At 61.3% G+C, this 13,581-nt stretch carries 12 protein-coding genes; 9 read left to right on the top strand and 3 right to left on the bottom strand.

Translation table 11 applies throughout. The annotated features are described in order from the left end of the window. The first annotated feature begins 40 nt into the window (after positions 1-40). On the top strand, positions 41-979 hold the full coding sequence (locus ACIPY9_RS12545) for a 2-hydroxyacid dehydrogenase (RefSeq protein ID WP_400701136.1): 939 nt from the start codon (positions 41-43) through the stop codon (positions 977-979). 57 nt (positions 980-1,036) lie between these two features. Continuing rightward, positions 1,037-2,422, top strand: coding sequence for an MFS transporter (locus ACIPY9_RS12540; RefSeq protein ID WP_400701133.1), 1,386 nt, complete (start codon positions 1,037-1,039; stop codon positions 2,420-2,422). 302 nt (positions 2,423-2,724) lie between these two features. Here ACIPY9_RS12540 and ACIPY9_RS12535 read toward each other — a convergent pair whose 3' ends face one another. Next, the gene (locus tag ACIPY9_RS12535; protein WP_400701130.1) at positions 2,725-3,606 is read right to left on the bottom strand and encodes a LysR family transcriptional regulator; all 882 of its coding nucleotides are present in this window, start codon (positions 3,604-3,606) and stop codon (positions 2,725-2,727) included. A gap of 100 nt (positions 3,607-3,706) precedes the next feature. Between ACIPY9_RS12535 and ACIPY9_RS12530 the strand changes: the two genes are divergently transcribed. Both ACIPY9_RS12530 and ACIPY9_RS12525 read left to right on the top strand, forming a co-directional pair. Continuing rightward, positions 3,707-4,198: a multidrug/biocide efflux PACE transporter gene (locus ACIPY9_RS12530; RefSeq protein ID WP_400701127.1), complete on the top strand. Its 492-nt coding sequence runs from the start codon at positions 3,707-3,709 to the stop codon at positions 4,196-4,198. 57 nt (positions 4,199-4,255) lie between these two features. Then, entirely contained in the window at positions 4,256-5,089 is an 834-nt protein-coding gene (locus tag ACIPY9_RS12525; RefSeq protein WP_400701124.1) for a PhzF family phenazine biosynthesis protein, read from the top strand. A 6-nt stretch (positions 5,090-5,095) separates the two neighbouring features. Here ACIPY9_RS12525 and ACIPY9_RS12520 read toward each other — a convergent pair whose 3' ends face one another. Beyond that, positions 5,096-6,247 carry an MFS transporter gene (locus ACIPY9_RS12520; RefSeq protein ID WP_400701121.1) on the bottom strand — a complete coding sequence of 384 codons (1,152 nt, stop codon included), beginning with the start codon at positions 6,245-6,247 and terminating at the stop codon, positions 5,096-5,098. A gap of 201 nt (positions 6,248-6,448) precedes the next feature. On the opposite strand from ACIPY9_RS12520, the gene rarD reads away from it, so the two are divergent. After that, positions 6,449-7,333 carry an EamA family transporter RarD gene (gene rarD, locus ACIPY9_RS12515; RefSeq protein ID WP_400701118.1) on the top strand — a complete coding sequence of 295 codons (885 nt, stop codon included), beginning with the start codon at positions 6,449-6,451 and terminating at the stop codon, positions 7,331-7,333. Between the two features lie 12 nt (positions 7,334-7,345). On the opposite strand, the gene zapE is transcribed toward rarD, so the two are convergent. Next, positions 7,346-8,461 carry a cell division protein ZapE gene (zapE, locus tag ACIPY9_RS12510; protein WP_400701576.1) on the bottom strand — a complete coding sequence of 372 codons (1,116 nt, stop codon included), beginning with the start codon at positions 8,459-8,461 and terminating at the stop codon, positions 7,346-7,348. 177 nt (positions 8,462-8,638) lie between these two features. On the opposite strand from zapE, the gene ACIPY9_RS12505 reads away from it, so the two are divergent. The 4 genes from ACIPY9_RS12505 (at position 8,639) to efeO (ending at position 13,567) form a co-directional block, all read left to right on the top strand. Then, on the top strand, positions 8,639-10,081 hold the full coding sequence (locus ACIPY9_RS12505) for a SulP family inorganic anion transporter (RefSeq protein ID WP_400701115.1): 1,443 nt from the start codon (positions 8,639-8,641) through the stop codon (positions 10,079-10,081). A gap of 103 nt (positions 10,082-10,184) precedes the next feature. Further along, positions 10,185-11,339 carry a class C beta-lactamase gene (gene ampC / locus ACIPY9_RS12500; protein WP_400701112.1) on the top strand — a complete coding sequence of 385 codons (1,155 nt, stop codon included), beginning with the start codon at positions 10,185-10,187 and terminating at the stop codon, positions 11,337-11,339. Between the two features lie 168 nt (positions 11,340-11,507). Next, positions 11,508-12,350, top strand: a complete 843-nt coding sequence (gene efeU / locus ACIPY9_RS12495; RefSeq protein ID WP_400701109.1) for an iron uptake transporter permease EfeU — start codon at positions 11,508-11,510, stop codon at positions 12,348-12,350. Positions 12,351-12,358: 8 nt separating this feature from the next. Next, a complete protein-coding gene (gene efeO, locus ACIPY9_RS12490; RefSeq protein ID WP_400701106.1) occupies positions 12,359-13,567 on the top strand; it encodes an iron uptake system protein EfeO in 1,209 nt (402 codons plus the stop codon). The last annotated feature ends 14 nt before the right edge of the window (positions 13,568-13,581 follow it).

The raw sequence follows: 13,581 nt of genomic DNA, 5'->3' as shown, positions 1-13,581 counted from the left end.
CTGTCGCCCGCTTCAATAAGAACAATTCAAGGAACGCGACATGACGATCAATATTCTCCTGACCCAGCCTGTCCCGGCCCCTATCGATGCCCGGCTGCGGGATTCCTATACCGTCCATCGGCTGTACGAAGCCGTGGATCAGGACACTTTCCTCGACCAGGTCGGTCACAGTATCCGGGGCGTCGTGACAGGCGGAGCCAAAGGCCTGTCCAACACCCTCATGAATCGCCTGCCCGCGCTGGAAGTCATCGCCATCAGTGGCATCGGCACCGACGCCGTAGACCTGGCCCATGCGGCTCGACGAGGTATTCAGGTGACCACGACTCCCGGCGTGCTGACCGATGATGTGGCAGACATGGGCATGGGCCTGTTGATCATGGCCTTGCGCGACCTGGGCACCGGCGACCGCATCGTACGCGAAGGCCAGTGGGGCACCGTCATACAGCCTCTGGCGCGCAAGGTGACCGGCATTGAGTTGGGTATCGTCGGCCTGGGCAGGGTTGGACATGCCATTGCCCGTCGGGCCCAGGCCTTCGACATGAAAGTGAGCTACACCGACCTGCACGAACAGCCCCAGAGCGGCTACAGGTTCGTGCCCGATCTGATCGAGCTGGCACGCCGCAGCGATGTGCTGATGCTGGCGGCCTCGGCCGATCAGGGCCGCGCCATCATCACGTCCGAAGTGCTGGAAGCCCTGGGCGCACAGGGTTATCTGATCAATGTTGCGCGGGGCAAGCTGGTGGACGAACCCGCACTGATCGCCGCCTTGAGCAACGGCACCATCGCCGGTGCGGGCCTGGATGTCTTTGCCGACGAACCGCGCGTCCCGGATGCCCTGCGCTCAATGGACAACGTGGTCTTGCAGCCTCATCGCGCCAGCGCCACCGAGCAGACCCGCCTCGCCATGGGCGAAATCGTACTGGCCAATCTAGAGGCTTGCTTCGCCGGTTCTCCGCTGCCGACGGCCGTCGCCTGCTGAGTGACCTACGTGATCTTCCAACAATAAAACTTCCCTCGAAGGAAGCCGGAGAGCGCCATGACCTCCAAGACAGCATCACTTGCAACTTCGCTTGAAAAAGCCCATGTCGGGCGTCGCCGCTTTATCATTCTTGCGCTGATTTTCATCGTCACCGTGCTCAACTACGCCGATCGCGCCACGATGTCCATCGCGGGCACAGGTGTGGTGAAAGACCTGGGGCTCGACCCCATCATGCTCGGCATGATCTTTTCGGCGTTTGCCTGGGCCTACGCACTGGGCCAGATCCCGGGCGGCTGGTTACTGGACAGGTTCGGTGCCAGAAGGGTCTACGGTTGCAGCCTGTTTCTGTGGTCGTTGTTCACCATGCTGCAAGGCACTGTGGGCTGGTTCGGTCTTGTAGGCTCTTCGGCGGCCATCACCCTGTTCGCCATGCGCTTCATGCTCGGCCTTGTCGAATCCCCGGCCTTTCCGGCCAATAACCGCATCGTGTCGTGCTGGTTTCCGACCAGCGAACGGGGCACGGCCTCTGCGCTGTTCAATTCGGCGCAATACATGGCAGTCGTCGTCTTTGCCCCACTCATGGCCTGGCTGACGTTTTCCTGGGGCTGGGAACATGTGTTCATCTGGATGGGCGCGCTCGGGCTGATCGCGACCGTGTTCTGGTTTGCGCTTTATCACGAGCCCCACACAGACCCTCGGCTGACCGAAAACGAGCTGCAATACATGCGTGACGGCGGTGCCCTGGTGGATCTGGAGGTGACGCGTAAAACCACCCGGTCAAAACTGAACATGAAAGAAGTCGTTCAGTTGTTCAATAACCGGACCCTCTGGGCGATCTACCTCGGCCAGTATTGCATCACCGCCCTCACCTACTTCTTCATCACCTGGTTCCCCATCTACCTCATCCAGGGTCGAGGCATGACCATCATGCAGGCCGGCTGGGTGGCGGCCATGCCAGCCATCTGCGGTTTTTCGGGAGGGATTCTGGGCGGCGTGATTTCCGACTACCTGATCCGCCGGGGCGTTCATCCTTCCAGGGCACGCAAGACGCCTTTTGTGATCGGCATGGCGCTGGCTTCCAGTCTGGTCTCCGCGAACTACGTCGACGCCAACTGGATGGTCATTGCCCTCATGGCCCTGGCCTTTTTCGGCAAGGGGCTGGCCGCGGTAGGCTGGGCGGTGCTGTCCGATACGGCCCCCAAGAACATGGTCGGCCTGAGCGGTGGCGTGTTCAACGGCATCGGCAATATCGCGGGGATCATCACCCCTGTGGTCATCGGCTACTTCGTGGCCACTACCGGCTCGTTCAATTCAGCCCTATGGTTCGTGGCGGCCCACGGCCTGATGGGGATCTTCGGGTATGTCGTTCTGGCCGGACGTTTCGAGCGTGTGGTGATCAACGAATCCACGTCCCCCATCAGCCATCACAGAGCCGACGTATAGCCAAAGGCTTACACGAGCTGAAGATAATTCGCTCTTTTTACCTTACGCCAAGGCTCGTAAGATTGGATCCAACAACTGGTGAACAGGGAGTTCGCCAGGATCAAGGATGATCGACCATTGCCTGGGAGGCGGCCAACAGGGAGTTGGATGGTCTTTGGAAAACCCGCTTCGGCGGGTTTTTATTTGCCTGTAGGAAAGTGACGAAGCACTGCCCCCGTAGGAGCGGATTCATCCGCGAAGACTGTCTGTCAGGCAATACATTTCTTGCGGCTTCAACGGCCTTTTCGCGAATGAATTCGCTCCTACTCTCCGGCGGGAACCAGTGTTTCCAGCAGCCAGGCACCTGCCGGCCCCAGGCCGCGCTGGCGTGACCAGATCACATCGACAGCCGAGCTGCGGGGCCAGCCGGGGACCTTGAGCTCCTTCAGGAGCCCGGTGGCATAGCGTGACACCAGCCAGCGTGGCAATGCCGACCAGCCGAAGCCGAACGCCGCCATGTCCATCAACAGCAGGTAATTGGGCGCCGACCAGTTGCGGTGACCGCTGGTGGGCAAGTCGTCGGTCGGGATGCTGTGTTCGATCAATGTATTCAGGCGCAGCGCCCGGTATTCCGACAATTGTTGATAGTTCACGTCCTCCAGCGCAGCCAGCGGGTGTGCGTGAGACACGAACAGGCCGAAATCCGCACGCTCGGCAATGGTCGCGTGGCCGACTTCCGGCGGGTAGCTCGCCTGGGCCGACAATAGCCCCAACGACGCCCTGCCCGACTGGATCAGGTTGATCGCATCGCCGTGCTCGGCAAACACACACTCCAGCTCCAGATCCGGGAAGCGCTGGTCCAGCTCCATGGTGCGCGCCTCGAAATCGGAAAACTGGTTGGCATCGGACAACACGAGCGTCAGACGCGGCTCGGCCCCTGCGGCCAGCCTCCCGGCAGCACGGCGCAATCGGTCCGAGGCACAGAGCACATCCTCGACCCGCCCGAGCATGGCCTTGCCCGCTTCGGTCAGGACGGGTTGTCGGGCAGAACGGTCGAACAGCTCCAGCCCCAGGTCGATTTCCAGGCGAGAAATGGCTTCGCTGATGGTGGACTGGCTCTTGCCCAGACGCCGGGCAGCTGCACTGAACGACCCCAATTCGACAATCTGGGCAAAGGCTTCAAGGGCTTCGGGTGAAAAACTCATGGAGGACCTGCTATCGGTTTTTCCGATGGAAACTATTTTCACTTTAGCGCAATGACCGATGAGAATGCAGCCATCCATCACCACACAGGTCTCATTTGCCATGAAACAGACAAGCCAGAGCGCTGCCGGATCCACGACCGTGCCTGTCAAATCGCTTAAAGAACGCATTCTGCATGCGCTGCTCTTTGAGCTGATTGGTCTGATCATCTGTGCCCCGCTGCTGGCCTGGATCATGGATGAATCGCTGGGCAAGATGGGCGCGCTGACCGTCATGATTTCCACTGCGGCGATGCTCTGGAACATGCTGTTCAACGCCCTCTTCGACCGCATTCGGCGCAAAACAGGCTTTGCCATGACCTTCGGTGCCCGGGTGGTGCATGCCGTGTGTTTCGAGGGCGGCCTGATTCTGGCCGTCGTGCCGCTGGCCGCCTGGTGGTTGTCCATCAGCCTGATGCAGGCCTTCTGGCTGGATATCGGCGTGCTGCTGTTTTTCCTGCCTTACACCATGGCGTTCAACTGGACCTACGACGCCCTGCGCGAGCGCATCGTCCAGCGCCGCCTGTCCAGATGTGAAGCGGCATCGCGGCCTTGAATGCACCGCTGGTTCGGGCACAATCGCCGTTCACAATCACAACAAGGCCTGCCCGACATGAACACGGACATTCTCAAACTGGCTGCATTCAGCGATGGTGACCAAGGAGGCAACCCGGCAGGCGTATGGATCGGGGATGCACTGCCCGATGACAGCACCATGCAGCGCATTGCCGCCGACGTCGGCTTTTCGGAAACCGCTTTCGCCGCCCCCCTCGAGAACGGCTGGCGCGTGCGTTATTTCTCGCCGCTGGCCGAAGTCCCCTTCTGCGGCCACGCCACCATTGCGCTGGGTGCGGCATTGGCGAGCCGTCAGGGCGACGGGCTGTTCAACCTCACCCTCAATCAGGCGCAGATCACGGTCGAAGGCCATGCCCAGGGGGCATTGACCTCGGCGGCCTTGCAGTCGCCCCCCACTCACAGCAAAGCCATCAGCCCGCAATTGCTGGAAGAAGCCCTGACCCTGTTCGGCTATGCACACAGCGATCTGGACCCACGCATTCCGCCTGCGGCCATCAATGGCGGTGCCGGGCATCTGGTGCTGGCACTCAACAGCCGCTCGAAGCTCAAGGCCATGCAGTACGACCAGGAAGCCGGACGTCAGCTGATGGTACGTGAAGGCTGGGCCACCATTCTGTTGCTGTTCGCAGAAACCGAGCAGTTCTTCCATACCCGCAACCCGTTCGCGTTCGGCGGCGTCTATGAAGACCCGGCCACCGGCGCGGCGACGGCAGCGCTGGGCGGTTACCTGCGCGATATCGGCTGGCCCCATGGCGGCGTCATCGACATCCTGCAAGGCGAAGACATGGGCAGCCCGTCACGCCTGCGCGCCGAAATCCCCGAGCAGCCCGGCAGTTCGATCCGGGTCTCGGGGATGGCGCGTACGTTGTAAAAAACCTCAGGTTTTGAGCTGGCTGCCACTGATTGCCACGCCCAACAGCATCACGGCGACGATCATGAAGGCCAGTTCCAGGCTGCTGACATGGGCAATAAAGCCGATGGCCGCCGGCCCGACCAGAATCCCGGCGTAGCCCACGGTGGTAATCGCCGGGATCGCGACACTTTCCGGCATGGTCTTCTGCCGACCGACCGCGCTGTAGCAGACCGGCACGATATTCGAGCAACCGGCACCCACCAGTGCATAGCCCAGCAAGGCCGCCTCCCAGGCCGGTACCAGCGTGGCGATTGCCAGGCCGCTGGCCGCACACAGACCGCCCAGAATGATGATCCGGTTGGAACCCACCCGGCGCACCACAGCATCGCCGAACAGGCGTCCGAGGGTCATGGTCACGGCAAAGACCGCGTACCCCAGGCCCGCATAGGAGGTTTCAACACCTCGCAGCGAACTGAGGAACACCGCGCTCCAGTCGAGCATCGCTCCTTCGGCGAGAAAGACCGTGAAGCACAGCAGACCGATGAACAGCACCACGCCATGGGGAATCGCAAAGGATGGCCCTTCTGACTGACTGCCATAAGGCAACAGATGAGGCGCGGCCTTGGCCAGGGCGGCAAGTGTCAGCACGACCACCACCAGCATGGCGATCACCGGTGAAGCGCCCAGGCTCAGCACGGCGCTGACGCCCGCCGCTCCCACGATACCGCCCAGGCTGAACAGGCCATGAAAGCCCGACATCATGGTCTTGCCGCTGGCCCGCTCGACAATCACGGCCTGGATATTGGCCGTGCAATCCACCCCGCCCATGCTCGCGCCGAACAGAAACAGGGTCGCCACCAGCAACGGCAGGCTGGACACCGTGGCCAGCAAGGGCAGACACAGGCAGATCAATACGGTCGAAATGACCAGCAGGCGGCGACAGCCGTAACGTGAAGCCAGCGCGCCCGCCAGAGGCATGGACAGAATCGAGCCCATCCCCAAGCATAACAGCAATAATCCCAGCGTGCCGTCATCCAGCCCTACCCGGGCCTTGGCATAGGGCACCAGCGGGGCCCAGGAGGCCACACTGAAACCGGCAATGAAAAACGCTATCCGAGTGGAAGACTGCTCCTTCCGGGCCTTGGTGATCTGGGCCTCGTGGCTGAAAGAGGTCATGCATGCTCCTTGAGAACACCAGACAGAATCGTGCTGGCGAGCACGAGAGACTAGCAAAATCAGAAGGCGTTCCACATGTGCGGTGTTCACAAATGGTGCATACCGTCGATTGTGCAGCTATAAAAAGCACAGCTATTTTCAGATCGGCGCACTAGACTACGCGCCCCTTCAGTGCATCCCACATCAAACAAAGAGGCCGCCGTGTATAAAGGTGTAGTCCTGTCGGTCATGGCGTCGGTGCTGTTCGGCGTCATGTATTTCTATACCTCACTGCTGAAGCCTCTGACCGGTGAAGAAATCTTCGGCTGGCGCATGCTGCTGACCGTGCCGTGCGCCACCTTGTTCATGCTCATCAGTGGCGACTGGAAGCTGGTGCGGACACTGGCCGGACGCATCCGGCAGCAGCCGTTGCTGGTGTTCGGCATTCTGCTCTCCTCGCTGCTGCTGGGCGTGCAACTGTTGATCTTCATGTGGGCACCGCTGCACGGGCGCAGCCTGGAAGTGTCGCTGGGCTATTTCCTGTTGCCGTTGAGCATGATCGTCACGGGGCGCATCGTGTACGGTGAACACCTGTCGCACCTGCAAAAGATCGCGGCCACCTTTGCCATGATCGGCGTGGGCCATGAATTGTGGCGGCTGGGCAGCTTCTCCTGGGAAACCCTGCTGGTGGCCCTGGGTTACCCGGTCTACTTCGTGCTGAGGCGCAAACTCAAGACCGATAACCTGGGCGGGCTGTGGTTCGACATGCTGTTCATGCTGCCCGTCGGTCTGTGGTTCATTGCCCATGGCGATCCGCTGGCCATTCAACAATCACCCAGACTCTATTGGCTGATTCCCTTGCTGGGCGTCATCAGTGCCTCGGCGCTGATCAGCTACATCCTGTCCAGCCGCATTCTGCCGTTCAGCCTGTTCGGCCTGCTCAGTTACGTGGAGCCGGTGCTGCTGGTGTGCGTCGCCTTGCTGCTGGGGGAAAGCATCGGTCGGGACGAATGGCTGACCTACCTGCCGATCTGGCTGGCCGTCGTGGTGCTGGTCATCGAAGGCGCGAGGCACATGCTGGCCCAGCGCCGTCGGGATGCCGTGTAACGACCTTGCCGATCAATGCTCGGTAAAGCGCTCCAGTTGCATTTCCTGCAAGCGGCTGAGGGTGCGGCGGAAGGCAAATGACAGATAGCCCTGGGTGTACAGCGCTTCCATGGAGGTCTGCGCCTCGATATAGAGCGGGATACGCCGGTCGTAGCACTCGTCCACCAGGGCAATGAAGCGCCGCACGCCGTCGTCATGGGGCGACAGTTGCGGCAACTCCCGATCCCCCGCAACCACCTGTTCGACGCCGTCTTCAGTGCCGCGGGCAATCTTCGCTTCGCGCTGGGCCGCGCTCAGGGCCGGGACTTCGCTGAGCAGGATCACCGAAAAACGGTCGCACAGAGCAATGAAGTCCATGGCCGCCAAAGGCTGCTCGCACAGGTCGCGATAACGGCACCAGACCGTCGTGTCGGTGTGCTGCACGACATTGATGCTGCGATAGCCGAGCATCACCTGCGAGTCATGGACTGTCTGCCCACCACTCAAGGCCTTGAAAATCTCCCCCAGCGCACCCGGACGCCCTGCCTCGGCAATCCAGTAGCGCTGATGCAACTGGCCGGGATGCAGGCGATGATCTTCCCCGCCATCCACCGTCACCACTTGCATGTACTGCTGGATCGCAGCGATGGCAGGCAGAAAGCGCTCGCGGTTGTGGCCGTGGCTGTACAACTGCTCCGGAGGCTGGTTGGACGTGCAGACCAGCACCACGCCCTCCTCGAACATCACTTGCAACAGGCCGCCGAGGATCACGGCATCGCCGATGTCAGTGACGAACAGTTCATCGAAGCACATCACCCGCACATCGCGCCCCAGCTCCTGAGCGACAACCTTCAAGGGATGGGGCGTGCCGATCAGCTCGAACATGCGTTTGTGGACCCAGCGCATGAAGTGATGAAAATGCTGACGCCGGGCCGGCACGTTCAGGCTCTCGAAAAAGCGGTCCATCAGCCAGGTCTTGCCGCGCCCCACCGGCCCCCACAGATACACGCCTCTGGGCGTCTCGCCGTTCTGCTTCAACGCCAGATAGCACGCCTGCAACTGTCGGGCAGCCTGCAATTGCGCCTCGTCAGGCTGAAAACCACGCTGGATCGCCCGTTCATAGGCATCCAGAGGAGACACGACATCCATCGAGAACGCACCTTCGGCTTCAGGAAAGGCTGCAAGCATATAGAAGCCCGAGGCAGAAGGCAGTCGTACAGGACGACTTTTTGACTGGTCGGCTTACCGGAGATTTCGTAACATCTGCACCCCTCCTCCCTTGTACGCCCACGGCTGTGACGCAGTACGTTCGCTCCCAGGTATTCCATGAAACAACCCCGTATACGCACCGAAGTCCTGGCCGGACTCACCACTTCCTTTGCGCTGGTGCCCGAATGCATCGCCTTTGCCCTGGTGGCTCATCTCAACCCGCTGATGGGCCTGTATGGCGCGTTCATCATCTGCACCCTGACGGCCCTGTTCGGCGGGCGGCCGGGGATGATTTCCGGCGCGGCCGGCTCGATGGCCGTGGTGATCGTTGCCCTTGTGGTGCAGCACGGCGCGCAGTACCTGCTCGCCACCGTCGTGCTGGGCGGGCTGATCATGATCGCCTTCGGCCTGCTGCGCCTGGGCAAACTGGTGCGAATGGTGCCGTATTCGGTCATGCTTGGCTTCGTCAACGGCCTGGCGATTGTCATCGCCCTGGCGCAACTGGAGCATTTCAAGCGCGGTGATACCTGGCTCAGCGGCCAGAGCCTGTACCTGATGCTGGGGCTGGTGGCCCTGACCATGGCCATCGTCTACCTGCTGCCGCGCCTGACCCGCGCTGTACCGCCAGCGCTGGTCGCGATTCTCAGCGTGGGCCTGCTGGTGTACCTGCTGAAACTCCCGACCCACACCCTGGGTGACATGGCACACATCGCCGGTGGCCTGCCGACGCTGGCCTTGCCGGATGTGCCGTGGACACTGGAAACCTTGAAGATCGTGGCCCCCTATGCCGTGCTGATGGCGATGGTCGGCCTGCTGGAAACCCTGCTGACCCTGAACCTCACCGATGAAATCACCGAAACCCGTGGCCATTCCAATCGCGAATGCATGGCCCTGGGTGCCGCCAACATGGTGTCCGGCTTCTGCGGCGGCATGGGCGGTTGCGCGATGATCGGCCAGACCGCCATCAACCTCAGTTCCGGTGGCCGTGGCCGACTGTCCGGCGCCGTGGCGGGTGTGATGATCCTGATGTTCGTGCTGTTTCTGTCACCCCTGATCGAGCAGATCCCGCTGGCGGCGCTGGTCGGTGTGATGTTCGTGGTGTCGCAGCAGACCTTCGCCTGGGCGTCGTTGCGGGTCCTGCACAAGATCCCCATGAACGACGTGCTGGCAATCATTGCAGTGACCATCGTCACCGTGCTGACCGATCTGGCCGCTGCCGTCGTGTTCGGCGTGCTCATCGCGGCGCTCAACTTTGCCTGGCAGCAGGCCCGCGAGTTGTACGCCAACACGCACCTGGAACAGGACGGCAGCAAGATCTACCTGATGCACGGCACGCTGTTCTTCGCCTCGACCACGCCGTTCCTCAACCAGTTCGACCCGACCAACGACCCTCAGAACGTCACCGTGGATTGCCGTCACCTGAATTTCGTCGACTATTCAGCGATAGCCGCACTGAAAACCCTGCGTGAACGCTACACAAACGCGGGTAAACATTTGCGTGTGATCCATCTATCCGAACGCTGCAAGCAATTGCTCAAACGTGCCGGGGCGCATTACTGAACGGTTTGAAACACATGGGTCATATCTTGAGAAAGAACGTTTATTGAGCCTGTTCACTCAAGTGGTAGGGTCGCGCCCTCAATGGAACGCGAGGAGACACCCGATGCGATGGACCCAAACCTGTCTGGCCCCCTTATTACTGCTCATGATCGGCAGCGTTGCCGCAGACGAGACGCCGGACTTCGACCAGACCGTGCAGGACGAAGCCCGAAGCGTCATGCAGCAGTACAATATCGCCGGGATGTCCATTGCCGTCACCGACAATGGACAGCAGCGCTTCTATCACTACGGCGTCGAGTCCCGAGCCACTCAGGCCCCCGTCACCGGCGATACACTGTTCGAGCTGGGTTCGATCAGCAAGCTGTTCACCGCCACCCTCGCCACCTGGGCTCAGGCCAATGGCCAACTGGCTCTTGGCGACACTGTCGACACCTACCTGCCGGCGCTGCACGACAGCCGACTGGGCAAGGTGCCGCTCTTTCATCTGGGTACCCACACTGCCGGGGGCTTTCCGCTTCAGTTTCCCGAAGCGGTACGGGACGACGCGCAGATGATGAGTTACTTCAAGGCCTGGCAGCCCCAGTACCTGCCCGGTACCCACCGAAGCTACGCCAACCCCAGCATTGGCTTGCTGGGCCTGATCACCGCCAAATGCATGAAACTGCCATTCGAGGCCGCCCTGGAGCAGAAACTGTTCCCGGCTCTGGGTATGAGCAACAGTTACATCACAATCCCCGGAAACAAGCTGCCCCACTATGCCCAGGGCTACAACAAGCAGGACGCTGCCGTCAGGCTCAACCCCGGTGTGCTGGCGTCTGAAGCGTATGGCATGAAATCCGGCAGTCGCGACCTGATCCGTTTTGTCGAAGCGAACATGGGCCTGACGCTCCCCTCGCCCAGCCTGCAACAGGCACTGGCAGACACCCGGACCGGCTATTTCACCATCGGTGCAATGACTCAGGGCCTGATCTGGGAACAGTATGAAGCCCCCGTAAAACTGGAGGCGCTGATCGAGGGCAACTCAAGCAAAATGGCGTACGAAACCCAGCCAGCCGTGGCCCTGAACCCGCCACAGGCACCCCGGCAGAACGTCTGGATCAACAAGACCGGCTCGACCAACGGCTTTGGTGGATACGTGGCATTCGTACCGGCCAGAAAACTCGGCATCGTGATCCTGGCCAACAAGAATTACCCCAATGAAGCACGGGTTCGCCTGGCGTATCGCATCCTCAGTGAACGGGGCTGTTGCTCACCATGAAGGGGTGATAAGGCGCACAGGCCTGACCTGAACCTAACCTGAACGGCATGGGCGATACCGGAAAAACAACTGGCCCTCATTCGGGAATGAGTATCATTATGTTACTCATTGTTTCAGCCATACAGCTCGCTGAAACCCCTCACCCCGAAGCCTTTACCCCGGTGAATCATGCTCGTTCCATTCTTGATCATGCTGCGCGAAGGCATTGAAGCCGCGCTTATCGTTGGCATCATCGCCAGTTACCTGAAACAGACCGGCCGTGGCGAGTGGATGCCTGCGGTGTGGATCGGTGTTTTTCTCGCCGCTGCGCTGGCCCTGTTCGTCGGTGGCGGTCTGGAACTGATGAGCGCCGAATTTCCGCAGAAACAGCAGGAGTTGTTCGAGGGCATTGTCGGCCTGGTGGCCGTTGGCATTCTCAGCTCCATGGTGTTCTGGATGCGCAAGGTGGCCCGCTCGATCAAGCACGCCCTGCATGCCTCGCTGGACGCCGCCCTCACCGGCTCGAAAAACCAGACATATGCCCTGATCGCCATGGTGTTCTTCGCCGTGGCCCGCGAAGGGCTGGAAACCGTCTTTTTCCTGCTGGCCGTCTTCCAGCAAAGCGAAGGTTCCGGCGCACCGATTGGCGCCCTGCTCGGACTGCTGCTGGCCGTCGGTTTTGGCGTGGCGATCTACAGCGGCAGCATGCGCCTGAACCTGAGCCTGTTCTTCCGCTGGACCGGCCTGTTCATCCTGGTGGTGGCGGCCGGGATTCTGTCCAATTCCGTGCAGGCACTGCATGAAGCCGGGGTGTGGAATCACTGGCAGGAAGTGGTGATCGATTTCAGCGCTACCCTGCCGATGGATGGCCCGCTCGGTTCCGTGCTGGCCGGCATGTTCGGTTATCAGGACGCGCCGACCGTCAGCACCCTGAGCGCTTACCTGATCTACCTGATCGGCGCGCTGGTGCTGTTCTTTCTGCCCCATGCACCGGCCGCACAACCACCCCAGACTTCCGTCACGAACGAATAAGGGCATACATGTCTAACCCGACCTCTGAGCTTTCCGGGAAAGCCAGGCCTCCCCGCGCCTTGCGACTGGCCGTCGCCGGTTCCGTGATCCTGATGATCGCGGCCGGTGGGCTGTTCTACTACGCCTCGCAGGTGGCCTCGAAAAAACGGGCCGCCAACAGCGGCAACGAAACCGTGGTCACCATTCACGCCCACAACTGCGAGCCCAACGCACTGACTGTCCCGGCAGGCCAGAATGCCTTCCGCATCGTCAACCGCTCCGAGCGGGCCGTCGAATGGGAAATTCTCGATGGCGTGCTGGTGGTCGAAGAGCGGGAAAATATCGCACCGGGCCTGAGCCAGATCATCAACGCCAACCTGCAACCCGGCGACTACGCTATCACCTGCGGCCTGCTGAGCAACCCGCGCGGCACCCTGCATGTGACCCCGACAGCCGAGTCAGAAGCCAAGGCCAGGGCGCGGCCGTCCATGGTCGCGTTCATCGGCCCGCTGTCCGAATACCGCGTTTACCTGAGCCAGCAAGGCTCGGCGCTGATCAAGGCTGTCACCGCCCTGCAACAGGCCATCGAGTCTGGCGATCTGAGCGCTGCACAGGCGGCCTACACGCCAGCCCGCACGATCTACCAGCGCATCGCACCGGCCGCGCAACGCCTGGCCGAGCTGGACAACGCCATCAATGCCCGCGCCGACTACTACGAAAAACGCGAGCAGGACCCGGGCTTCAGCGGCTTCCATCGCATCGAGTACGCCCTGTTCGAGCAGCGCAGCCTCGAAGGTCTGGCCCCGGTAGCGCAACGCCTGCAAACCGATGTCGCCAGCCTCAAACAGCAACTGCTGGCGCAAAACCTGGCGCCGGAACAACTGGCGAGCATCGTGACGCGCTCCATGCGCAGCCTGGCCGAAGTACGCAGTAACGGCGAAGAAGAACGCTACAGCCACAGCGACCTGAACGGTTTTGCCGCCAATCTGGAAGGCACCCGCAAGGTCATCGACCTGCTGCGTCCGCTGCTGGCCAAGAGTGCTGCCGCGCAGTTGCAGAGCCTCGACAGCGCATCGGCCGCTCTGGACGACCAGCTCAAGGCACTGAAAACCGCAGACGGCTATCGCCCTTACGATCAGGTCGATGCCGCACAACGCCAGTTGATCGCAGACAAGGCCAAGGCCCTGGCCGACGCACTCGACGGAATCGATCCGGCACTTGGCCTTTCCGGCCTCTGATTGATGAGCAGAAG

This window comes from Pseudomonas sp. NPDC089734, assembly GCF_044748865.1.
In the GTDB taxonomy this organism is placed as follows: Bacteria; Pseudomonadota; Gammaproteobacteria; order Pseudomonadales; family Pseudomonadaceae; genus Aquipseudomonas.
The sequence above is the reverse complement of the archived record's forward strand: the minus strand, read 5'-3'. Positions and strand labels throughout refer to the sequence as shown.

Coding starts and splice junctions, on each gene's coding strand:
- efeU (WP_400701109.1), top strand. CDS start 11,508: ATGCTCGTTCCATTCTTGATCATGCTGCGCGAAGGCATTGAAGCCGCG.
- ampC (WP_400701112.1), top strand. CDS start 10,185: ATGCGATGGACCCAAACCTGTCTGGCCCCCTTATTACTGCTCATGATC.
- ACIPY9_RS12505 (WP_400701115.1), top strand. CDS start 8,639: ATGAAACAACCCCGTATACGCACCGAAGTCCTGGCCGGACTCACCACT.
- ACIPY9_RS12535 (WP_400701130.1), bottom strand. CDS start 3,606: ATGAGTTTTTCACCCGAAGCCCTTGAAGCCTTTGCCCAGATTGTCGAA.
- ACIPY9_RS12545 (WP_400701136.1), top strand. CDS start 41: ATGACGATCAATATTCTCCTGACCCAGCCTGTCCCGGCCCCTATCGAT.
- ACIPY9_RS12520 (WP_400701121.1), bottom strand. CDS start 6,247: ATGACCTCTTTCAGCCACGAGGCCCAGATCACCAAGGCCCGGAAGGAG.
- ACIPY9_RS12540 (WP_400701133.1), top strand. CDS start 1,037: ATGACCTCCAAGACAGCATCACTTGCAACTTCGCTTGAAAAAGCCCAT.
- efeO (WP_400701106.1), top strand. CDS start 12,359: ATGTCTAACCCGACCTCTGAGCTTTCCGGGAAAGCCAGGCCTCCCCGC.
- ACIPY9_RS12525 (WP_400701124.1), top strand. CDS start 4,256: ATGAACACGGACATTCTCAAACTGGCTGCATTCAGCGATGGTGACCAA.
- zapE (WP_400701576.1), bottom strand. CDS start 8,461: ATGGATGTCGTGTCTCCTCTGGATGCCTATGAACGGGCGATCCAGCGT.
- ACIPY9_RS12530 (WP_400701127.1), top strand. CDS start 3,707: ATGAAACAGACAAGCCAGAGCGCTGCCGGATCCACGACCGTGCCTGTC.